Raw genomic sequence first — 21,307 nt, 5'->3', positions numbered from 1 at the left:
ACGCCGCCCCGCCGTCACGCGTCGAACCGCTCGACGATCTCAGCGAGCAGCGCGCGCATCCACGCGATCCCCTCGTCCTCGTGAAAATGCTCGTGCCAGTGCATCGTGACCGGCGCGGGCGGCAGCGTGACCGGCAGCTCGTAGAGCCGGAACGCGTTGTCGCGGTTCAGGATCCGCGCGAGCCGCTTCGGCAGCGTCGCATAGAGATCGGTGACCGACAGCACGCTCGGCAGCGCGACGAAGTGCGGCACTTCGAGCGCGATGTTGCGGCCCACGCCCTGCGCGCGCAACGCGTCGTCGAGCGCGTGGTGGCTGTGCTCGACCGATTTCACGTTGACGTGCGCGGCGCGCACGAACTGCTCGAGGCTCAGCGCCGCACCGGCCGGCAGCCCGCGCCGGCGCGCCGTCATGCACACGTAGGTTTCCTCGAACAGCAGCTGGTGGCGCGTGCGCGGCATCAGCTCCGGCAGGTTGCCGATCGCGAAGTCCAGCCGGCTCGCGCGTAGCGCCTCCTCGATCTCCTCCACCGGCAGCGGCTGCACGCTGAGCGTCACGCGCGGCGCGCGCTCGCGCAGCGCCTGGCAGATCGGCGGCAGGTATGCCATCTCGCCCGCATCCGACAGCGACAGCCGGAACGTGCGCGTACTCGACGCCGGATCGAAACGCTCCGCATAGCGCAGCGCGACGCGCACCATGTCGAGCGCCTTGCCGACGATCCCCGCGAGTTCGAGCGCGACCGGCGTCGGCTGCATCCCCGCGCGCGTGCGCACGAACAGCGGATCGTCGAACAGCGTGCGCAGCCGCCCGAGCGAATAGCTGACGGCCGGCTGCGACAGCGCAAGCCGCTCGCCGGCCTTGGTCAGGCTGCGCTCCTCGACGATCGCCTGGAACACCCGCAACAGGTTCAGATCGAGATGATCGACCGATGTCATCGTGACCTCCATCATTTGCCGCATTTATTTGATTGGCAATTTTAGATCAATTTGACGGATATGTAGCGGAAGACGAGACTGGGTACCCGATGCCGCGTGCAACGCGGCCCGATTTCGCGACTCTTTCCCCACGACGACGATGAGCGACATTCCCACCCAGACGATCGACACCCGCGCGTTGCACGGCTTCGCGCAGCCCGACCGCATCGCGCCCGCGATGTATCACGACCCCGCGCTGTTCGAGGCCGAACTCGACCGCATCTTCTACCGCACCTGGATCTGGGTCGCGCACGAGAGCGAGCTGCCGAACCCGGGCGACTTCGTCACGACGACGATCGGCCGCCAGCCGGTGATCGTCGTGCGCGACAGGACCGGCGAGATCAACGTGCTGCAGAACCGCTGTCGCCACCGCGGCGCGACCGTGTGCGAATCGCACAAGGGCAACGCGAAGGGCTTCACGTGCCCGTATCACAGCTGGTCGTACGCGCTCGACGGCACGCTGCGCGCGCTGCCGTATGGCGACGGCTACGAAGGCGTGTGCGAGAAAGGCGACCTGCCGCTCGTGAAGCTGCGCGTGGGCGTGTACCAGGGGTTGATCTTCGCGAGCTTCAACGACGCGATCGAACCGCTCGAGGATTTCCTCGGCGGCGCGAAGCCGTGGATCGACCTGTTCATGAAGCAGGGTGCCGGCTACCCGATCAAGGCGAACGGCGAGCACAAGTTCAAGTTCAAGGGAAACTGGAAGATCCAGCTCGAGAACACGACCGACCTCTATCACTTCCCCGTCGTGCACAAGTCGTGGATGAAGTCGATCGACGACGAAACGGCGGCCGCGATCACGAGCTTCATGACGAGCGAGGACGCCTTCTGTCGCGGGCTCGGCAACGGTCACAGCCTCGCGGTGCTGATGCCCGAGTTGATCGATCTCGACCAGGACGACGGCGCGCCGCTGCCCGAACGCTTCGCGCCGCTCGCGGCGAAGCTCGCCGAGCGCCATACGCCGGACGAAGTGCGCCGCATCGTGCGCTCGCTGATGGGGGTCGGCTTCAACCTGAACCTGTTTCCGAACCTCGCGCTGTCGATGGCGTTCTTCCGCGTGCTGCGGCCGATCTCCGCGAACGAAACCGAGATTCGTCACGTCGCGCTCGCGATGGATGGCGGCCCGGACGAAGCGAATCGCGAGCGGCTGCGGATTCACGAGCATTTCCAGGGCCCGTTCGGCTTCGGCAGCCCCGATGACGCGGAAGCATGGGAGCGCGTGCAGCGCGGCGCGCATGCGGGGCCGGACGTGCCGATCCTCGTGAACCGCGGGCTGAACCGCGAGACGACCGCCGCGAACGGCGAAAAGACCGCGCATGCGACCGACGAGACGGGCATGCGCGAGGCCTACCAGCAATGGCGCAAGATGATGGAGCAACAGTAATGGACGACCGCAACGCCCTCTTTTCCGAGCAGACCTTCGCCCGCGCGGTCGAATTCGTGTGGCGCGAAGCCGAGCTGCTCGACCGCCGCGACTATCGCGCATGGCTCGACCTGTGGGATCCGGCCGGTCACTACGTGGTGCCGATCGATCCCGACACCACCGACTTCGCGGCGACGCTCAACTACGTGTTCGACGACCAGGACATGCGCGAGAAGCGCGTGCAGCGGATGCTGTCCGGTTACTCGGCGTCGGCGACCGACGCGGCGCGCACGGTGCGTACCGTGTCGCGCTTCACGCTGGAGAGCAGCAGCGCCGGCATGGTCGAGCTGAAATCCGCGCAGGTCGTCGTCGCGTACAAGCGCGGCGTCGCGACGCTGTTCGCGGCGGACGTCACGCACAAGCTGCACATCGACGCGGACGGCGAAATGCGGATCGCGGAGAAGGTCGTGCGGCTGATCGACTCGACCGATGCACTCAGCGCGATCGGCTTCCTTCTGTAAGCGGCCGCCGGTTCGCTGTCGCCAGCGCAACGGTGAACCGGCCACCTTCACCTTTCCGGACGATCATGCTCACACGCGAATGCGGAAACGGTCGTCCGTCCGATCGGTTCGGCCGAATCACTCGGCGCGAGCGGAACGGTGAGGCGGCCACCTTCACCTTTCCGGACGACCCAGCCCACACTCGAATGCGGAAACGGTCGTCCGTCTGATCGGCTCGACCGATGCGCGCAGCGAGATCGGCTTCCTGCTGCAAGCGGCCACCGGTTCGCCATCGCCAGCGCAACGGTGAGCCGGCCACCTTCACCTTTCCGGACGACCATGCCCACACTCGAAGTTTTCCTGCCGGCCGGCCACGACGACGCGCGCAAGGCCGAGCTGATCGCGCGGCTCAGCGGCGCGACCGTCGACGCGATCGGCGCACCGCTCGAATCGGTGCGCGTACTGCTCACCGAATTGCCCGCCACGCACATCGGCCTTGGCGGCCGCACGGCCGCCGATGGCGCACCGCCGTCGCTGCCGGTGATCGTCGCGATCCTGATCGCCGGCCGCACCGACGAGCAGAAACGCGCGTTGATAGCGGCGCTGTCGGACGCCGGCGCGAACGTGCTCGATGCCCCGTTGCAGGCGACGCGCGTGATCATCAAGGACATCCCGAACACCGACTTCGGGATCGGCGGCCAGACCGCGCGGGCACTGGGGCGCTGATCGTGTGCCGCGCGTCGCTGCCTGGCTGCGATGTGCGTGACGTGCGTGATGCGCGCGACGTGCATGGCGCCCGTTACGCTTGCGCCGCGACGCACCGGTTACGCCTGCGTACCGACAAGCGGCAGCGTCACGCGACAGTCGAGCCCGCCGCCTTCGGCCGGGCTCGCGCCGATGCGCCCGCCATGACGCGTGACGATGCTCTTGCACAGCGACAGCCCGATCCCGTTGCCGCCGGCCTTCGACGACGAGAAACCGTCGAACAGCCGGTCGTGCGCCCCTTCGGCGATACCGGGCCCGTTGTCGATCGCCCGCAGCTCCGCGTGGCCGCCGACGTCGGCGGTGCCGAGCGTCAGCGTGCACGGCGCGCGCGCGCAGCCGGCGAACGCCTCGATCGCGTTGAAGGCCAGATTCAGGATCACCTGCCCGATCAGCACACGCTCGCAGCGAATCGGCAGCGGCTTGTCGGCCTGCACGATCGCGACCGTCACGCCCGCTTCCTTCGCACGCAGCTCGATGAAATACGCGACGTCGGCGAGGATCTCGCGCAGGTCGGCGAGCGCGACGACCGGCTCGCGCTTCACGATGAACTCGCGCACGCTCTTGATGATCAGCGCCGCATGCTCGGCCTGCCGGTCCGCGCTGCGCAGCCCCCAGATCGCATCGTCGACGGCGCCGCGCGTGTTCAGCCGCTGCACCGCACCCTCGATGAAGTTGCGCACGGCCGCGAGCGGCTGGCTCAGCTCGTGCGCGATCACCGTCGCCATCTCGCCCATCGCGTTGTAGCGGCCCGCGTATTCGAGCATGCGCGCTTCGGCGCGGCGTGCGTCCTCGATCGCGACTTCGTCGCTGACGTCGCGGAAATGCACGAGCAAACCGTCGAGGTCGCCTTCGATCTCGACTTGCCGGCACGTGATGCGCAGCCAGCACGCCGAGCCGTCGCGCCGCACGAAGCGGTAGCGCTGCGGCTCGGACGGGCACGTCGACGGCGCATCGCGCAGCTGCGCGACGAGCCGGTCGCGATCGGCCGGGGTGCAGTAGTCGAGCACGCCGCCGAGCGCATCGTCGGGCGCGAGCCCGAGCACGCGGCGCCCCGACTCGCTGATGAACTGCGCGCCGCCGTTCGGCGTCACGACCGCGATGCCTTCGTCGAGGTCCTGCATGAATTCGCGCAGCCGCGCCTCGTAGCGGCGCAACTGCTGACGGATCGCCTCCTCCGCGCTGATGTCGCGGAACTGCACCATCACGACGTCGCGCCCGCGCAGCGGCACGTGTGTCGCGATCGCCTCCGACAGCATGTCGACGCCGGTGCGCGACCGATAGCACCACTCGTACACCTGCGGCCGCCCTTCGGCGATCGCGCGATCCATCGCGCCCACGCCGATCTCGCGCCGGTATTTCGGTTCTGGACGCGTCATGTCCGGCGCCTTCAGCGGCAGCAGCTCCTCGACGGAAAAGCCGAGCGCGATGCACGCGGCGCGGTTCGCCCACACGATCGCCTTGGTCTGCGCGTCGTGCAGCAGCACGCAGGTCGTCAATGCGTCGAGCAGCCGGTGGAAATCGTCTTCGTCGGGGAAGCTCATGAGCGGATTCGGTTGAAGGCGCGCGGCGTCGCGCGGCCGGATGTCCAACATAGCACCGGCGTGCACGGCCCGCATCTGAAGATTTCTTTAGTCCGGCACGGAGCCACACCAGTCGCGCGGCCTTACGCACCAATTGCTGCGTGTTTTCGGCGTTTCTAGACTGATTGCATCGTCTTTCGAACCCCATTCCCAGGAGCCACTCATGCCCAACGCCGCCCTCGCCATCGACGCCGCGTCCCCCTCGCAGCATGCGGTCCGCGAAGCGGCCGCGCGGGTGTCGCCGCTCGACGCGGTGATCGAGACCGTCGCCGCGCGCCGCGACGAATTCGACCGCCTGTCGCACGTGCCGCGCGACGTGATCGCGCTGTTCAAGGAGGCCGGCATCTATCGCGCGGGCACGCCGCGCCGCTTCGGCGGCGATGCGCTCGCGCCCACCGCGTTCCTCGACATGATCGAGCGGATCGCGACCGCCGACGGGTCGGCCGCATGGGTCGCGAGCTTCGGCTCGGCCAACGTCTATCTCGCCGCGCTGCCGCTCGCCACGCAGGCCGAGCTGTACGCGGGCGGCCCCGACCAGGTATTCGCGGGCGGGCTGTTCCCGGTCCAGCCGGCGCAGGCGGCACCCGGCGGCTGGCGCGTGAACGGCACGTGGAAATTCGCGAGCGGCTGCAAGGGCGCCGACTGGCTCGGCGTCGGCATCGCGGTGCCCGGCGCGCAGGACGCCGCACCGAACAAGCCGCGCACGGCCGTGTTCCGTGCCGCCGACGTCGAGATCGTCGAGAACTGGAGCGTGGTCGGCATGCAGGGCACCGGCAGCCACGACCTGCGCGTCGACGACCGCTTCGTGCCCGACGCGTGGACCTTCGTGCGCGGCGGCGAGCCGACCGTCGACGAGCCGCTGTACCGCTATCCGACCGTCGCGTATGCGGCGCAGGTGCTCGCCGTGGTCAACCTCGGGCTGGCCCGCGCGGCGCTCGACGTCGCGAACCGGATGTCGGGCGGCCGCCAGACGACCACCGGCGCCCCGCGCCTCGCCGATCGCGCGTATTTCCGCATCGAGCTCGCGAAGGCCGAAGCGCAGCTGCGCTCGGCGCGCGCGTTCTTCTACGACGCGACCGACTCGGTCTGGCAATCGATCCTGGCCGGCAACCTGGTCACGCCCGAGCAGGTCAGCCTGCTGCGGCTCGCGGCCACGCATATCGCCCGCGAAGGCGCGAGCGTCGTCGAGCGCGCGTACCGCCTCGGCGGCACGGCCGCGATCTATCGCACGCATCCGCTGCAGCGCCTGCTGCGCGACGCGATGGTCGTCACGCAGCACGCGTTTCTCGGCGAAGGCAACTTCGACGGCGCGGGTGCGGTGTTCACCGGCGTCACGCCGTTTCCCGGCTATCTGTAATCCGCGTCGATTCGCTTCGATGCCGCACAACGCATTCTTCAGGAGAACCTTTCATGTCCGATTCGAATCCGCTGCCGCTGCGCGTGCTGTTCTGCTGCGGCGTGTCGCAAAACTTCTTCGACCTGCCGCGCGAGAAGATCGGCGAAGTGTGGCAAGCGTACGGCGCGATGCTCGCCGCCGTCGAGGCGATGCCCGGCGTGCGCGTGCTCGGCGTGATGGACGACGACCGCCTCGTCGTCGGCCAGGCCGACGGCGCGCCGTGGACGTTCTACATCATGGCCGACGTCGCCGACTTCGACACGACGGTCGCGGTATGCAACCTGTATCGCACGACGCCCGTCGGCGAATACAACCTGTGGCGCTACGGCAAGATCGAGGCGCGGGTCGGCCGTGCGCTGACCGTGCCGCCGGCCGCGAAGCCCGCGGCGTGAGGCGCGCGATGACCGGACCCGATTCGACGCGCGCGCTCGAAGCGCGCGACGCGCCCGATACAAGCGACGCAAGCGAAGCGCCCGACGCACGCGAAGCCGTCAAAGCGCTCGACGCGCTCGCGCGGCGCGTGGCCACGCTCGACGCCGAACGCGCGGTGCGCGCGACGATCGCGCGCTACATGGCGCTGTGCGACGTGCCGGAGGATGCCGGCGACGGCCCGGCGCTCGCCGCGCTGTTCACGGCCGACGCGGTGTGGGAAGGCATCGGCCCGCAGTACGCGCGCAAGTTCGGCCGCCTCGAAGGCACGGACGCGATCGTCGCGATGCTGCGCCGCTACCTGCCGCCCGAACCGCATTTCTCGGCGAACCTGCACTTCCTGACGTCGGAGTCGATCGACGTCGGCGCCGACCATGCAAGCGCGCGCGGCCGCTGGATCATGCTGCAGGCATCGCGCTACGCGGACGGCACGGCCGAGCTGATCGCGGCGCGGCTGACCATCGATTTCGCGCCGGCCGCCGACGGCGCGACCTGGCTGATCCGCCATTTCCGCACCGAGCGCGTGCTCGACGGCCCGTGGCCGCTCGCCGCCGCGCCGCACGCGTGAACCCCTTCACCGCACTCGCACGCCATCGACCATGACAGGCTTCATCGACACCTTCACGCTGGGCGGCCCGGGCCCGACGATCGCGATCAAGGACACGATCGACATCGCCGGCCATCCGACCCGCGCGGCCAGCCGCGCGCTTGCCGACGCAGCGCCCGCCGCGCAGCACGCGGACGTGGTCCGCCTGCTGCTCGACGCCGGCTGGCAGATCGCCGGCAAGGCGAACATGCACGAGCTCGCGTTCGGCATGACCGGCATCAACGACTACACGGGCACGCCGGTCAATCCGCAGGACCCGACGCGCATCCCGGGCGGCTCGTCGAGCGGGTCGGCATCGCTCGTCGGGCTCGGCGCCGTCGACGCCGCGCTCGGCACCGATACCGGCGGCTCGATCCGCGGGCCGGCCGCCTGCTGCGGCGTGGCCGGGCTCAAGCCGACGTTCGGCCGCGTGTCGCGACGCGGCGTCGCGCCGGCCGACACCACGCTCGACTGCGTCGGGCCGCTCGCGCGCGACGTCCGCACGCTCGCAGCCGTGATGGCCGCCATCGCGCCGGGCTTCGACCGGGCGCGTGCGGCGGCACCCGTGGCCGGCTGCACGATCGCACGCGTGATCGTCGAGGCCGAGCCGGCCATCGCGGCCGCGCTCGACGCGGCGATTGGCGCGTCGGGCCTGCGTACGCACGACGTCGTGCTCGATGCGATGCAGGATGCGTTCACCGCAGGGCTTGCCGTCATCAATGCGGAAACGTCGCGTGCATTCGGTCGTCTCGTCGAAACCGGCAAGCTCGGCGCGGATCTCGAAGCGCGGCTGCGCACGGCCGCGACGACGACACCGGCCGCGCTCGCGCAAGCCGAAGCCGTGCGCGCGCGCTTCGCGGCGCAGGTCGATGCCGCGCTCGAGCGCGCGGAGGTGCTGGTGCTGCCGACCTTGCCCGCGCTGCCGATCACGCTTCGGCAGGCACGCGACGGCGTATCGGTCATCGCGATGTCGTCGCTGATCCGGCCGTTCAACCTGAGCGGCCATCCGGCGCTCAGCCTGCCGCTGCCGCTCGCGGAAACGCCGCTGAAGGCCGGGCTGCAGATCGTCGGACGCAAGGGCGCGGACGAACAGGTGTGCGCGGTCGCCGCGCACTTCGAAGCGGCGCTCGCCGCATGAACCACGATGCGGGCGCGGCTGTGGCCACGTTCCGCGAACCAACGGAATCACGCACCATGTCAGACCGAGTCGTCCTCGTCACCGGCGCCGCGCGCGGGCTTGGCACCGTCATCGCCGAACGCTTTCATGCGGCCGGCTATCGCGTCGCGCTGGCCGACATCGCCGTCGACGCCATTCACGCGCATGCGCGCGACCTCGACCCGAGCGGCGCACGCGCGGTCGCGCTACCGCTCGACGTCACGTCGAAACGCGATTTCGAAGCCGCGCGCGATGCGCTCGTCGCGCGCTGGGGCGCGATCGACGTGCTCGTCAACAATGCCGGCGCATCGAAGGTCGTGCCCGCGATGGAGATCACGGCCGAGCAGTTCGACCAGGTGATCGACGTGAACCTGCGCAGCGTGCTGTTCGGCTGCCAGGTGTTCGGCCAGTACTTCGCGACGCGCGGCGCGGGCCGCATCGTCAACATCGCGTCGCTCGCCGGGCAGAACGGCGGCTCGGCGACGGGCGCGCACTACGCGGCCGCGAAAGGCGGCACGCTGACACTGACCAAGGTGTTCGCGCGCGACCTCGCCGCGCAGGGCGTGACCGTCAACGCGATCTCGCCGGGGCCGCTCGATCTGCCGATCGTGTACGAAAGCGTCGCGCCGGACAAGCTGCGGCAGGTGCTCGCGAACCTGCCGGGCGGCAAGCTCGGGTCGGCCGGTTTCGTCGCCGATGCGGCCGTGCTGCTCGCATCGGGCGACGCGCATTTCGCGAACGGCGCGTGCTGGGACATCAACGGCGGGTTGTACATGCGTTGAGCGGCGGCATGCGTCGAGCGTGCGGTGCAGACTGATGCCGGCCGGTGCTGGCCGGTACCGCGCGCGGTGTATGCGGTGTATGCGGTGTGCGCGGTGCGTGCGGTGCGTGCGGTGCGTGCGGTGCGTGCGGTGCGTGCGGTGCGTGCGGTGCGTGCGGGCACTACGCTTACACGCACGGCCCGATTCGCGTGCGAACCACCCTGCGCTAGCGCGACGACTCCCCGTCGTCGCCCCACACGACCATCACGTCGCGCACCAGCGCGGCGATCGACGTTGCGCCGAGCTTCTCCTTGATGCTCGCGCGATGCACGTCGACGGTCTTCACGCTGATCGACAGGTCCGACGCGATCTGCTTGCTGCCCTTGCCGTCGACGACGCCGCGCAGCACCTCCTTCTCGCGCGCGGTCAGCGCATCGAGCCGCTGGCGCAGCTCGCGGTGACGCTGGCCGACCGCGTGCCGCTGCTGCGCGAGCCGCAGCGCGCGTTGCACGCGCTCGAGCATCTGCTGCGAGTTGTACGGCTTCTCGACGAAGTCGATCGCGCCGTTCTGCAGCGCGCGCACCGACATCGGAATATCGCCGTGTCCGCTGACGAAGATCACCGGCAGCGTCGCGCCGCGCGCGTTCAGTTCCGCCTGCACGTCGAATCCGCTTTTCTCCGGCATTCGCACGTCGAGCACCAGGCACGCGGGCAGGTTCACGTCGAAGCGCGCGAGAAAATCGGCGGCATTCGCGAATCCCTCGGACGCGATGCCGACCGATTCGAGCAACCACGCGAGCGAGGTCCGCATGCCGCTGTCGTCGTCGACGATGTATACGATCGGAGCGGGTGACGTCATCGGGTTGTCTCGCAAGATATCGGTATCGGTATCGGTATCGCACGCGCCGCGGGTGAGGCAAGCGTCGTTCGTCGGGGGTGTGCGGCACATCATAACGAGCCGGAAATGCGCTGAATACCCCTTTACGTACCGCTCGAACGCCCGATCGCACTTTTTTTCGCGCGTCGTGCCGCGCATCTAGGTAGAACCTTTAGATGCGTTGGCGGGAACGCCATCTTCATCGTCAATCGTGCGAATGTTCGCCGGCTTTTTCGCGACGTACGCTTGGTTCATCGTCGACGATCCGCTGCCGCTTCGACAACGCGCACGATCGCCGCCCTCATTCACCCAGGAGCGCCCATGTCCGCAACGACCGATACCCCGCAACCGGCACGCGCCGCCCCCACCGACGCGCAACAGGCCTTCCGGCAAGCGATGGCCCACCTCGGCGCGGCCGTCAACGTGATCACCACCGCGGGGCCGCACGGCCGCTGCGGCATCACCGCGAGCGCCGTCTGCTCCGTCACCGACGCGCCGCCGACGCTGCTCGTGTGCCTGAACCGGTCGAGCGCGATGCATGCGATCTTCGAGCGCAATCGTCACGTGTGCATCAACGTGCTGCCGGCCGAGCATGAACTGCTCGCGCGCCATTTCGCGGGGATGACCGAGCTGCCGATGGAACGCCGCTTCGAATTGCCGGTGTGGGATCGCGGCGAGCAGGACGTCCCCGTGCTGCGCGATGCGCTCGCGAGCCTGCAGGGCAGGATCGCCGAGATGAAGGAAGTCGGCTCGCATTCGGTGATGTTCATCGAGGCGACGTCGATTCGCGTGCGCAACGACGGCGACAGCCTCATCTACTTCAGCCGCGCGTTTCATCGCGTGTCGCGCACGGCCTGCGTGCGGTAACGGTAACGGGAACGGTAACGGTCGCGCTCACGTTGTCGCGCTCGCCGGTCGTTGCAGACCCGATCGGCTACGCCGACGCCCTTAATGCACGCTGTCCGGCCGCGAGGGCCGCGCCTGCGAACAGCGTCAGCGCCGAATAGACGAGCCCGCGCGCAAGGCCCGCGCTGTCGGACACCCAGCCGATCGCGACCGGCCCGGCGATCTGCCCGAACGCGAAGATCGTCGTGAACGCGCTGATGCCCTTCGCCCAGCCTTCCGGCGGCAGGTTGTGGCGCACGAACGCGGTCGTCGACGCGACCGCCGACAGGAACGTCGCGCCGAACAGCACGCCCGACGCGAACGCGGCCGCCGGATGCACGAACAGCGCCGGCATCAGCGTCGCCACGCCGAGCAATGCGTTGAGCACGGCCAGCGCCTGGCCGCCACGCATCCGGTCGAGCAGCCCCGACCACAGCCGCGCCGACACGACGGTCGCGACGCCGAGCATCACGTAAAACGCGGACACGACCGTCCCGCTCATTCCCGCGCCGCGCAGCAGCGCGACGATGAACGTCATGTAGCCGATGTAGCCGACGCCGAACAGGCCGTAGCCGGCGAGCGCGAGTGCGAAACGCGCGGGGCTCGCGGTCGCCGCCGAGGCGGCAGCGTCACGCCGCGCGGCCGGTGCCGCATGCGCATGCTCGATGCGACGCGCCGCCGACACGGCGATCGCCGAGAACAGCACGCATGCGAACGCGAGCGCGAACCATGCCGGTTGCCAGCCGTGCGCGCGCTGCACGAGCGTCGCGGGCACGAGCAGCGACGACGCGACGATGCCCCACCCGGTGCCGCCGTAATAGAGCCCGAGCAGGAGCCCCGCGTCGCGCGGCGCTGCGGACGCGAGCCGCGCGGCCAGCACGCCGCCGCTGATGAAGATCAGCGCGCTGCCGACGCCCGTCGCGAGCCGCTCGACGAGCAGCGCGTTCATGCCGGACGTGAGCCCGCATGCGGCCATCAGCACCGCGGTCAGCGCGCAGCCGGCCGCCAGCAGCGTGCCGGTGCGCCAGCGGCGGGACAGCAACGGAAAGACGAGCGCACCGATCAGGTAGCCGGCCGCGTTGGCCGTGTTCAAGGCGCCTGCCTGCGCGAAGGTCCAGCCGAGATCGGCCTTCATCGGCGGCAGCAGCAGTGCGAACGAGAAGCGCGCGAGACCGAGCGCGATCGCGCTGCCGAGCGACAGGCAGATCGCGAGCCGCCACGCGGTCATGCGGTCGGGTTCGGTGGCACCGGCGTCCTGTCGTGCTGGCCCGGCGTGCTCCGGTTGCGGCGCTGCGCGCATCGCGGTGTCTCCATCGTGGTTCGCATCGTGCCGCCGGGACGGCGGCAGGCGCGCGGCTGCGGCCCGCGCGCGAGGTCGTCAGATGGTGCCAGAAAACCGCTGGAGCCGGTTCGCGTCCACGATAACCGCGCGCATTGTTCGTTAATGGCGGAAATCGAAATGATCGACGCGATTGAACTCGCGATTCAAAAAATCGCTTGAATGAATCAATCAATCGATTGCGGCCCCGATATTCGAAAAAATCCTCGGGTTTTGCGATTGGATTCATACGCCTTCACCGCGCGAAATGCGGCGAACCCGCATGTTTAGCACGCCGCGGCTAAAAACCTCGCCATGCATTGCATTCATCAAATCATCAGACTAATATCGACGCCACTCGTCCGGTATTCAAAAAACATCGGATGAGCCGCGGTAATCCCGTTACCGCGCTTTCATGTTGAATCGCTCATGTTCACCACAGGAGAATTGACATGCAGGAAACCCGGCAGATCGAATTGCTTGACTGGATGCAGGAAGACACGCACCCCGAGGCCGTCGACATGATGGTCGAGGATGCCGTGGTGCCGTTCGGCACCGCGCTCTGGCCGGTCTGAGCGGCCAGCCCGTTCCCGCGGAAGGGCCGCTGCCCTTCCGCCGCTTCCGGAGACACGCATGCTGAACCTGCACCGCGCGCTGGGGTATCACCCGGCGCTGCGCGACAAGCTCGCACGCGGCGAGACGGGCAAACTGCTGGTCGGCTACGACAGCCGCAACCGCGACACCGCGTTGCGCGCGTTTTCCGCCCTGCCCGACTCGCTCGACGCGACGATCCTCTGCCTCGACACCACCCCGCCCGCCGACATCGCCGCCGCGCTCACGCATGCGGACCTGTTCGTGCTGCTGTACGACTCGTCGTGCCTGCCGACGCCGTCGCCGAGCGGCCCGCCGTTCCTGGCCGCGATCCGTCCCGCGATCGTCAGGCACTGGAGCAAGTCGGTGCTGTTCAAGGATTACGGCCCGCATCTCGACGAGGCGTTCGCCGAATCGCTCGACGACATCGCCGCGCGCAACGGCCGGCTGATCGAAGCGGCCGCGCGCGCATCGCAGATCCATTTCATCGACGAAGCCGGCAACACGCTGACCGGCTCGCTTGCGCCGGACCAGAAATGGACGAGCGTGGACGGGATGGGCAATCTCGACGTCGTGCCCGGCGAGATCGCGACGCACGTCACCGACCTGCACGGCTCGATCGTGTTCAGCGGCACGTTCCTCGGCACCGTGCCGTTCGCGATCAAGTACCGCGTGACGGAGCGGCTCGCGACGCTGCATGTCGAAGACAGCCTGATCGTCGATTTCGACTGCGACGACGCGGGCTTCCGGCGCGACTTCGCGTCGTACCTCGACCGGCACGACAATCACCGGCGCATCGAGGAATTCGGCATCGGCACGAACCTGGGCATCCGCGGGCTATACGGCCGCAACGCCGGCTTCGAGGAACGCCATCCGGGCCTGCATCTCGGCCTCGGCGGCGGCGCGAACGGCAGCCACCACCTCGACCTGATCTTCGCGCGCGGCACGCTCGCGTTCGACGAGCGGATCGTGTTCGACGGCGCGTTCGCCGTCTGACCTGGGCATCAGGCGTCGGCGGCCGCCGCGTCGCCGAGCCACTTGAACATCACGAAGCAGTCGACGAAGCCGAGCCGCGCGTGACGATACGCGCGCGGCAGGCGGCCGACGATCTCGAAGCCGAGCTTCTGCCACAGCGCGACCGCCACCTCGTTCGTCGCCACCACCGAATTGAACTGCATCGCGAGGAAGCCGCGTTCGCGCGCCACCTGCTGCGAGTGCTCGCACATCAGGCGCGCGACGCCCTTGCCGCGCGCGGCCTCGCTGACCATGTAACCGCAGTTGCACACGTGATTGCCGGGCCCGGCCGCGTTCGCCTTCAGGAAGTACGAGCCGAGCAGCACGCCATCCTCTTCGGCAACCCACGTGCAAAGCGGCGCATCGAGCCACAGCGCGCGGGCGGCTTCACGTGTGGGCGCCGGATCGAATGCGTAGGTCTCCTGCGCGGCGACGATCGCGTGGTACGTGGGCCAGAAGCGGGGGAAGTCGTCTTCGGTCATCGGGCGAAGCGTGATCATGCGGGTACTCTCGTGAAGGGGTTGGGGAATGCGCGCGTGGCGCGACACTGCGTCAGGGTCAGCTGATCAGCCGCGCCATGTCCTCGAGCGAGAACGGCACGTTGCCGGGCGTCGCCGTCAGATATTACCGGACCCTCTCCGACGTGCCGACCCGCGCGCGCCGCGCGTCGACCAGCGGGCTGCACATCTGCTCGCACATCGAAACCATCAGCGGGTTGAGTGCGGCAGCGGCCGGCCGGGAAACGCGCAGTCCCTCCCCCGCACGGCGCGTTTCCCGTACGCGCCGACGAGATCGGCCGTTCGGCCGAATCGTCATCCCACGCCCCGAATGAAAGAATGATTTTCGTTCGGGTAACCGGTCTCGCCGCCTGACACCCCGAGCCACGAAGGCACTGCAGGCATTCCCGCGCAGCGTCTTCGCGTCGTGCTTCGTCTCGATTCGGCAGTCGGCCCGCGTGCGTTTCACGTCATCCGCCTCATCGGGCCCAGAACGCAATCACGTCGATATCCATGCCTTTATGTAACTTATAAGCTACAATGCTCTCCAAGTTCGAACTGCTTCGCTATCAGCGCGCCGACGGTCGCGAGCCTTTCACCGAATGGTTGAACGCCGTGCGCGACAAAGTCGCCCAGGCGCGGATTCGCGAGCGGCTGCGTCGCGTGCAGACCGGAAACTTCGGCGATTGCGAGCCCGTCGGTGAAGGTGTGATCGAGCTGCGCATCCACGTCGGTGCCGGCTATCGCGTGTACTTCGGCCGGTACGGCAGTGCGCTGGTGCTGCTGTTGTACGGCGGCGACAAGCACAGCCAGTCCGACGACATCAGGCATGCGAAGGAACACTGGTTGGACTGGAAACGGAGGCAAGCATGAACAAGCTCAAAGGCGCGGTATCGCACCACGACGCGGAAGTCGCCGAACTCGGCGCGGACCGCGAGCTCGCGGTGGCCTATTTGCGCGTCGCGATGGAATCGCTCGACGACCCCGACAACCGCGCGGCCGCGCTGCTCGCGCTGCGCACGGTCGCGGAAGCGTATGGCGGGCTCGGCGCGGTCGCGGCCGACGCCGGCATCAGCCGCGAATCGCTGTATCGCACGCTGTCGCCCAACGGCAACCCGACGCTGAAAACCCTGCTCGCGGTGCTCAAGACGGTCGGCCTGCGCCTGTCCGTCGTCCCCGCGCAACCGTCGCACGCATAACGCGGCGCACGCGCTTCAAGGCTGCACCATCCACACGAGCAGCACCGCGGCCGGCGCCCCACTCGTCCCCGCCGGCGGCCGCGCGAGCGTCGGCTCGACCTGCAGCGCCTGCGCGATCGTCGCCGCATCGTCGATCGTCGTCGTGCGCACGACCGTCATCAGCCGTGCGGGCCGATGCAGCGTCTCGCGATACAGCGCGCCGTACCACAGCGGCCGCGTGCCGAGCGCATCCTGCAGCGCGTACGGATAACGCCACAGCCGCAGCACGAGGCGGCTGTCCGGACGGGCCGGATCGACACGCACGAACACGCGGCGCGTACTTTCGCCATGCGTATAGCGCGGCAGCACGGGCAGCGCATCGGCCGGCCCCTGCGGCAGCAGCCACCGCAGCGCGGTGCCTGCCGACCACGACGTCGCGCGCTGCCAGCCGGCCAGCGAAAGATGGCGATCGAGCGTGTCCGACGTCGCGCACCATTGCAACGGCAGATATTCCTCGCGATCGCCGCCGATCTCGGTGCGCCGCGTCGGCACGCGCTGCCACCCGCCGCGCATCCATTGATCGACGGTCATCGCGACGACGTCGCCCACGTGCGGACGCGCCGCGCGATCGAGCTGCCATTGCGCGGGCACGGTCCAGACGCCGGCCGTCGCGAGCACGACGAGCACCGCGACGAGCGCGCCCCGCGGCTGCACATGCTCGCGCACCTGCCAGTACGCATAGGCGCCCGCCAGCACCGCGAACCACGCGAGCCCGAGGCTCCAGCCGCCGAGCAGACCCGACAGCCACGTATCGCCGACGTAAAGCCGCGCGAAGCCGCCGAGCACGATCCACAACACGACCGCGGTCACGACCGGAATGCGCCACAGCGCCGGCCGGTCGCGTGTGATCACCCAGCCGATGCCGCTGCTCGCGAGCATCGCGAACGCCGCGTCGGCGTCGGGCAGCGGCACGTGCGGCGCGCCGGGCGGCAAGCTCGCGGGCGTCATGCCGGGCACGCCGGTGCCGAACGCCGGCACGAGCACGACCGCGATGCCGACCGTCGCGAGCCACCACGCGGACGTCACCCAGCAGCGATGAATCATCAGCCAGACCAGGAACGCGGCCGCGACGATCAGCCCCGTATCGTGTCCGTGCAGCACCGCGAGCGCGCGCATCGCGGCATCCACCGGCGGCGTGCGCAGGTCCTGCAGGAACGCATACACCATGATGTCGGCGTGCATCAGCGAATCGTTCGCGACGACCTCCCGCACGATGCCGGCAAGCAGCCACACGCAGCCGACGAACAGCAGCGCGAAGACGGGCACCACGCCTGGCAGGCGGCGCCCCTTCTCGATCGCGTCGTGCAGCCAGCCGCCGACGCGTGGCCAGCGGCGCGCGCATGCATGCACGGCCGCGCCGGCCGCGCGGCGCAGCAACGGCCAGCCGCGCCGCAGCGCGACGCGCACGCCGATCCACACGAGCGCGACCAGCGCGGCGATCACCAGCAGGATCGCGGCGACCCGCACGCTGATCGCGGCGGCCAGCACCGCCGACGCGCCGAACAGGATGCCCGGCACGACGTGCACGGGCGCCCAGATCAGCGCCGACACGACGTTGACCGGGTAGAACGACCGGCGCGGCAGCGTCGCGCAGCCGACCACGACCGGCACGACCGCGCGCACCGGCGCCAGGAAACGCGCGAGCACGATGCTCTTCGTCCCGTGGCGCAGCACGAACTGCTCGCCGCGCGCATAGGCATCCGCGTAGCCCAGCCGGACCCACCCGTTTCGAATCGCGCCGCGGTAGCGGCGTCCGAGCTCGTAACTGATCCCGTCGCCGAGAATCGCGCCGGCGGCCGCGACGCCGATCGTCGTCCAGCCGTCGAGCGCGCCCGCGCCGATCAGCGTGCCGGCCGCGAACAGCACGGCACCGGCCGGCACGACGGTGCCGATCAGCGCAATCGCCTCGGCACAGGCGGCGGCGAACACGATCGCCAGCACGAGCGCCGGATGCGCGCCGATCGCCCCGAGCCATGCGTGGATGGTGTCGCTCATCGCAGGCCGCGCGGCGTGGCGGCGCGGCGTGTCTGCACCGGGCCGGCGGTGGCGTGGGGAAGGTTCATCGGCGTGTGCGCGCGGTCGCGCCGGCGGGCGGTGTCAGTCGAACTCGTGCTGGCGCGCGTCGGCCTCGAGCGGCGCGTCGTGGTAGCCGACGGTCGCGATCTCGTGCAGGTAGCGCGCGAGAAACGCGCCGATCGACCCGGCTTCCTCGTACTGATGCACATGGCGGAATTCGTGCGTGAGCAGGCGTCGCGTGTCGTGGCCGCGCAGCACGAACACCGCATGGCCGAGCGTGAGGCCGATCGTCCCCGGCGACAGCAGGCCGGTGTCGCGCGCGATCGCGCCCAGCGCCGGCGTGTCCGGGAACGGCAGCCGGTCGGCGACCACGACGCGGATCCGCTCCGGCCGGGCGACGCCCACCGTGCGCGCGTCGTCGGCCTGCGCGGGCGTCAGCGGCACGCCCTGCGCGAGCCCGTGGGCCGCCTGCGCGTCAGCCCACGCGACGGCGTCGGGCAACGCGGACGGCAGGATGTCGGCGAGATCGATCATCGTGGCGGCTCCTCGGGTCGGGACGGTGCAATCGGGCACCAGTTTATCTCTGAATTAGGGCGGTCCGCGACGCATGCCGCCCGCCCGACGGCGACCATTCCTCGGGAATACCCGCCCCATCTGGCCCTATCGCCTGTACCATTTCACGCCGATTATTTCGCTTCGAGACAGATTCGACACTCTCGTATCTCAAAAATTTCCCGCAGGTGCACCATTTTTGGTTTCGGCGGAATATATTGGTCAGAAGAACGGCCGCGGCGGCTACCGGCGGAGCAGCCCGCGGCATCATCCCGAAGAGGACCGCTAGATGATCAGGGTAATGCTGGCTGACGATCACGCAGTCATGCGGGACGGACTGCGTCACATCCTGGAAACGGCCGGCGGTTTCGAAATCGTCGGCGAGGCGAGCGACGGCGCGGCCACGCTCGCGCTGGCCGAGCGTCGCGCCGCCGACGTGCTGCTGCTCGACCTGTCGATGCCCGCGCCGACCGGTATCGAGCTGATCCGGCTGGTCAGGACGCATGCGCCGTCGCTGCGCATGCTGGTGCTGACGATGCATGCGGAGGCGCAGTACGCGGCGCGCACGTTCAAGGCCGGCGCAACCGGCTACCTGACGAAGGACAGCGCGACCGCCGAACTCGTCGAGGCCGTCACCAAGGTCGCGGCGGGCGGCGTGTACGTGAGCCGGTCGGCGGCCGAGAGCCTCGCGCGCACGCTGCGCACGCCGGCCGACATGCTGCCGCACGAGCGGCTGTCCGCGCGCGAACTCGACGTGATGCGCCGCATCGTCGCGGGCCAGACGGTCACGCGGATCGCAGCGGAACTCACGCTGAGCGCGAAGACGGTCAGCACCTACAAGACCCGCATCCTCGAGAAGATGGAACTGCCGCACGAAGCCGCGCTGGTGCGCTACGCGATGCGCCACGATCTCGACCTCGGCGTCGACGACGCATGATGCCCGCGTTCCGCGTCCGCTCAGCCGCCCCCGACGACGACGACGCGTCGGATCCGTCGCGCCTGTTCATGTCGTCGCTGCCGCCCGACCGGCGCGAGCGGCGGCTCGCGATCGCGACGGTGATCGTGTCGGCCGTGATCTTCGCCACCCTCGCGCCATTCGCGGGCGTGCCGCTCGCGCGCGTGTTGGGCTTCATTCCCGTGTACCAGTCGGCGATCGTGATCAACGACATGGTGACGGCCGGCCTGCTGCTCGGCCAGTACGCGATCCTGCGCGAGAAATCGCTGCTCGCGCTCGCGGGCGGCTACCTGTTCACGGGCTTCATGGCCGGCACGCACATGCTGACCTTTCCGGGGCTGTTCTCGCCGACGGGCCTGCTCGGCGCGGGCGAACAGACCACCGCGTGGCTTTATCTGTTCTGGCACGGCGGCTTTCCGCTGACGGTCGCCGCGTACGTGCTGCTGCGCGCGGCGGCGTGCGCGCGTCCGCCGTCGCTCGAGCAGCGCCGTGCGGCGATCCCGATCCTGCTTTGCATCGCGTCGGCCGCGGGCGCGACCGTCGCGCTCGCGCTGCTCGCGACCGCCGGCCACGACCTGCTGCCGCGCATCATGCAAGGCAACCGGATGGCGTCGACGATGACGCACGCGATCACGATCGTCTGGGCACTGAACCTCGCCGCGCTCGTGTTGATGTGGCGGCTGCGGCGTCGTCATTCGGTGCTCGATCTGTGGGTGATGATCGTGCTCGTCGCCTGGCTGTTCGACATCGCGCTGTCGGCGATGCTGAACCACGGTCGCTTCGACCTGGGCTTCTACGCCGGGCGGACCTACGGCCTCGTCGCATCGTGCGTCGTGCTGTTCGCGCTGCTGTTCGAGAACGGCCGGCTGCATGCGCAGACGGTGCGCGCGCTGGCCGGCGCGCGCTATCAGCACCTGCTCGTCGTGCAGAAGAGCGCGCAGCTCAACGAGGCGAACGAACGGCTCGAGCAGCGCGTCGCGGCGCGCACCGCGCAGTTGAGCGCGTCGAACCGCGACCTGCGGCGCGAAGTCGAGGAGCGCGTGCGCGCGGAGCGGGCGCTGCAGGTGTCGCGCGAGGAACTGCGCGAGATTGCGGCGATCAGCGCGAGCGCACGCGAGGCCGAACAGCGCCGCATCGCGCGCGAACTGCACGACGAACTCGCGCAGACGCTCGCGGCGCTGAAGAACGATCTCGAATGGCTGCTCGACCGCGTGCCACAGGACGATGCGCCGCTGGCGCGCAAGATCGCGGCGATGCATGCGCTCGCGCGCGGCGCGGTGACGGCCACGCGGCGCATCGCGTCCGACCTGCGTCCGCTGATGCTCGACGACCTCGGGTTCGCGGCCGCGATGCAATGGCTCGTGGAGGATTTCCAGCGCCGTCACGGCATCGCGTGCGCGCTGCACGTCGAGCCGGGCGAATTGCTGCTCGACGAACCGTATGCGACGGCCGTGTTCCGTATCGCGCAGGAAGCGCTCGCGAACGTCGCGCGGCACGCGGCCGCGTCGAGCGCGACCGTGGCGCTCGTCTACCGTGACGAGACGATCGCGCTGACGATTCGCGACGACGGTGCGGGCTTCGATCCCGGTGCGCCGCGCAAGTCGGGATCGTTCGGGCTGGTCGGCCTGCGCGAGCGCGCGTATCTCGTCGGCGGCACGCTGCGGATCGATACGACGCTCGGCGAAGGAACGACGGTGGAGGTGGATATTCCGGTGGCGTCGGCGCATGTGGCGATCGCGCATGACGGACGGGGGACGTCGCGGGCGGAAGAGGTAAAGGCGAAGCAGTAGCGGCGGTGTGCTGCTGCGGGGGCAGTGGTAGTCTTCTTCCCACTGATGCCGAACGGTGAGGATCGTG

General features: G+C 69.3%; 23 protein-coding genes and 1 pseudogene. 16 read left to right on the top strand and 8 right to left on the bottom strand.

What is annotated here, in order from left to right; all coding sequences use genetic code 11:
* Positions 1 to 14: 14 nt before the first annotated feature.
* Positions 15 to 932 carry a LysR family transcriptional regulator gene (locus PL79_RS04310; RefSeq protein ID WP_044845398.1) on the bottom strand — a complete coding sequence of 306 codons (918 nt, stop codon included), beginning with the start codon at positions 930 to 932 and terminating at the stop codon, positions 15 to 17.
* Between the two features lie 139 nt (positions 933 to 1,071).
* On the opposite strand from PL79_RS04310, the gene PL79_RS04305 reads away from it, so the two are divergent.
* The 3 genes from PL79_RS04305 to PL79_RS04290 all read left to right on the top strand — a co-directional run bounded on the left by PL79_RS04305 (position 1,072) and on the right by PL79_RS04290 (position 3,560).
* The gene (locus tag PL79_RS04305; RefSeq protein ID WP_044845359.1) at positions 1,072 to 2,355 is read left to right on the top strand and encodes an aromatic ring-hydroxylating oxygenase subunit alpha; all 1,284 of its coding nucleotides are present in this window, start codon (positions 1,072 to 1,074) and stop codon (positions 2,353 to 2,355) included.
* Complete coding sequence (locus PL79_RS04300; RefSeq protein WP_044845360.1) at positions 2,355 to 2,855, top strand: aromatic-ring-hydroxylating dioxygenase subunit beta; 501 nt, start codon at positions 2,355 to 2,357, stop codon at positions 2,853 to 2,855. The genes PL79_RS04305 and PL79_RS04300 overlap by 1 nt, the downstream gene beginning before the upstream one ends.
* A gap of 318 nt (positions 2,856 to 3,173) precedes the next feature.
* Positions 3,174 to 3,560, top strand: a complete 387-nt coding sequence (locus tag PL79_RS04290; protein ID WP_044845361.1) for a 2-hydroxymuconate tautomerase family protein — start codon at positions 3,174 to 3,176, stop codon at positions 3,558 to 3,560.
* 98 nt (positions 3,561 to 3,658) lie between these two features.
* Here the strand turns inward: PL79_RS04290 and PL79_RS04285 are convergent, their stop codons facing one another.
* A complete protein-coding gene (locus PL79_RS04285) occupies positions 3,659 to 5,215 on the bottom strand; it encodes a PAS domain-containing sensor histidine kinase (protein WP_044845362.1) in 1,557 nt (518 codons plus the stop codon).
* Between the two features lie 127 nt (positions 5,216 to 5,342).
* Between PL79_RS04285 and PL79_RS04280 the strand changes: the two genes are divergently transcribed.
* From PL79_RS04280 to PL79_RS04260, 5 genes are read left to right on the top strand one after another with little or no spacing between them, the layout of a single operon-like run.
* Positions 5,343 to 6,536 (top strand): acyl-CoA dehydrogenase family protein, encoded by a 1,194-nt coding sequence (locus tag PL79_RS04280; RefSeq protein WP_044845363.1) that lies wholly within the window; start codon positions 5,343 to 5,345, stop codon positions 6,534 to 6,536.
* A 53-nt stretch (positions 6,537 to 6,589) separates the two neighbouring features.
* Positions 6,590 to 6,967 (top strand): hypothetical protein, encoded by a 378-nt coding sequence (locus PL79_RS04275; RefSeq protein WP_011356094.1) that lies wholly within the window; start codon positions 6,590 to 6,592, stop codon positions 6,965 to 6,967.
* Positions 6,968 to 6,975: 8 nt separating this feature from the next.
* Positions 6,976 to 7,572 carry a nuclear transport factor 2 family protein gene (locus PL79_RS04270; RefSeq protein WP_082088536.1) on the top strand — a complete coding sequence of 199 codons (597 nt, stop codon included), beginning with the start codon at positions 6,976 to 6,978 and terminating at the stop codon, positions 7,570 to 7,572.
* A gap of 31 nt (positions 7,573 to 7,603) precedes the next feature.
* Positions 7,604 to 8,728 carry an amidase gene (locus PL79_RS04265; RefSeq protein WP_044845364.1) on the top strand — a complete coding sequence of 375 codons (1,125 nt, stop codon included), beginning with the start codon at positions 7,604 to 7,606 and terminating at the stop codon, positions 8,726 to 8,728.
* Positions 8,729 to 8,784: 56 nt separating this feature from the next.
* A complete protein-coding gene (locus PL79_RS04260; protein ID WP_044845400.1) occupies positions 8,785 to 9,528 on the top strand; it encodes an SDR family NAD(P)-dependent oxidoreductase in 744 nt (247 codons plus the stop codon).
* Between the two features lie 205 nt (positions 9,529 to 9,733).
* On the opposite strand, the gene PL79_RS04250 is transcribed toward PL79_RS04260, so the two are convergent.
* Entirely contained in the window at positions 9,734 to 10,366 is a 633-nt protein-coding gene (locus tag PL79_RS04250) for a response regulator transcription factor (protein ID WP_044845365.1), read from the bottom strand.
* Positions 10,367 to 10,705: 339 nt separating this feature from the next.
* On the opposite strand from PL79_RS04250, the gene hpaC reads away from it, so the two are divergent.
* Positions 10,706 to 11,251 (top strand): 4-hydroxyphenylacetate 3-monooxygenase, reductase component, encoded by a 546-nt coding sequence (gene hpaC / locus PL79_RS04245; RefSeq protein ID WP_044845366.1) that lies wholly within the window; start codon positions 10,706 to 10,708, stop codon positions 11,249 to 11,251.
* Positions 11,252 to 11,318: 67 nt separating this feature from the next.
* Here the strand turns inward: hpaC and PL79_RS04240 are convergent, their stop codons facing one another.
* Entirely contained in the window at positions 11,319 to 12,569 is a 1,251-nt protein-coding gene (locus PL79_RS04240; protein ID WP_044845367.1) for a YbfB/YjiJ family MFS transporter, read from the bottom strand.
* A gap of 15 nt (positions 12,570 to 12,584) precedes the next feature.
* On the opposite strand from PL79_RS04240, the gene PL79_RS04235 reads away from it, so the two are divergent.
* From PL79_RS04235 to PL79_RS04230, 3 genes are all read left to right on the top strand, one after another.
* Positions 12,585 to 12,770, top strand: a complete 186-nt coding sequence (locus PL79_RS04235) for a hypothetical protein (RefSeq protein ID WP_135800964.1) — start codon at positions 12,585 to 12,587, stop codon at positions 12,768 to 12,770.
* Between the two features lie 269 nt (positions 12,771 to 13,039).
* Positions 13,040 to 13,162 (top strand): hypothetical protein, encoded by a 123-nt coding sequence (locus PL79_RS36850; RefSeq protein WP_006752127.1) that lies wholly within the window; start codon positions 13,040 to 13,042, stop codon positions 13,160 to 13,162.
* Between the two features lie 58 nt (positions 13,163 to 13,220).
* Complete coding sequence (locus PL79_RS04230; protein WP_044845368.1) at positions 13,221 to 14,174, top strand: leucyl aminopeptidase (aminopeptidase T); 954 nt, start codon at positions 13,221 to 13,223, stop codon at positions 14,172 to 14,174.
* Positions 14,175 to 14,182: 8 nt separating this feature from the next.
* On the opposite strand, the gene PL79_RS04225 is transcribed toward PL79_RS04230, so the two are convergent.
* On the bottom strand, positions 14,183 to 14,692 hold the full coding sequence (locus tag PL79_RS04225) for a GNAT family N-acetyltransferase (RefSeq protein WP_044845369.1): 510 nt from the start codon (positions 14,690 to 14,692) through the stop codon (positions 14,183 to 14,185).
* Between the two features lie 61 nt (positions 14,693 to 14,753).
* Positions 14,754 to 14,944 (bottom strand): annotated as a pseudogene (locus tag PL79_RS36480) (AraC family transcriptional regulator); the annotation flags it as partial.
* A gap of 285 nt (positions 14,945 to 15,229) precedes the next feature.
* Between PL79_RS36480 and PL79_RS04215 the strand changes: the two are divergent.
* Together PL79_RS04215 and PL79_RS04210 are read left to right on the top strand one after the other, a co-directional pair.
* Positions 15,230 to 15,562: a type II toxin-antitoxin system RelE/ParE family toxin gene (locus PL79_RS04215; RefSeq protein WP_044845370.1), complete on the top strand. Its 333-nt coding sequence runs from the start codon at positions 15,230 to 15,232 to the stop codon at positions 15,560 to 15,562.
* On the top strand, positions 15,559 to 15,888 hold the full coding sequence (locus PL79_RS04210; RefSeq protein ID WP_044845371.1) for an addiction module antidote protein: 330 nt from the start codon (positions 15,559 to 15,561) through the stop codon (positions 15,886 to 15,888). The genes PL79_RS04215 and PL79_RS04210 overlap by 4 nt, the downstream gene beginning before the upstream one ends.
* 15 nt (positions 15,889 to 15,903) lie before the next feature.
* Here the strand turns inward: PL79_RS04210 and PL79_RS04205 are convergent, their stop codons facing one another.
* Entirely contained in the window at positions 15,904 to 17,922 is a 2,019-nt protein-coding gene (locus PL79_RS04205; protein WP_044845372.1) for a VTT domain-containing protein, read from the bottom strand.
* Positions 17,923 to 18,024: 102 nt separating this feature from the next.
* Positions 18,025 to 18,477, bottom strand: coding sequence for a hypothetical protein (locus PL79_RS04200; protein WP_044845373.1), 453 nt, complete (start codon positions 18,475 to 18,477; stop codon positions 18,025 to 18,027).
* Between the two features lie 307 nt (positions 18,478 to 18,784).
* Here PL79_RS04200 and PL79_RS04195 point away from each other — a divergent pair, with 307 nt between their 5' ends.
* Together PL79_RS04195 and PL79_RS04190 are read left to right on the top strand one after the other, a co-directional pair.
* Positions 18,785 to 19,432: a response regulator gene (locus tag PL79_RS04195; RefSeq protein WP_044845374.1), complete on the top strand. Its 648-nt coding sequence runs from the start codon at positions 18,785 to 18,787 to the stop codon at positions 19,430 to 19,432.
* Positions 19,429 to 21,240: a sensor histidine kinase gene (locus PL79_RS04190; RefSeq protein ID WP_044845375.1), complete on the top strand. Its 1,812-nt coding sequence runs from the start codon at positions 19,429 to 19,431 to the stop codon at positions 21,238 to 21,240. Before PL79_RS04195 ends, PL79_RS04190 begins: the two co-directional genes overlap by 4 nt.
* Positions 21,241 to 21,307: the final 67 nt, after the last annotated feature.

This window comes from Burkholderia sp. USMB20, from assembly GCF_000949135.2.
Taxonomy (GTDB): Bacteria; Pseudomonadota; Gammaproteobacteria; order Burkholderiales; family Burkholderiaceae; genus Burkholderia.
This window is presented reverse-complemented; position numbering and strand designations above follow the sequence as displayed.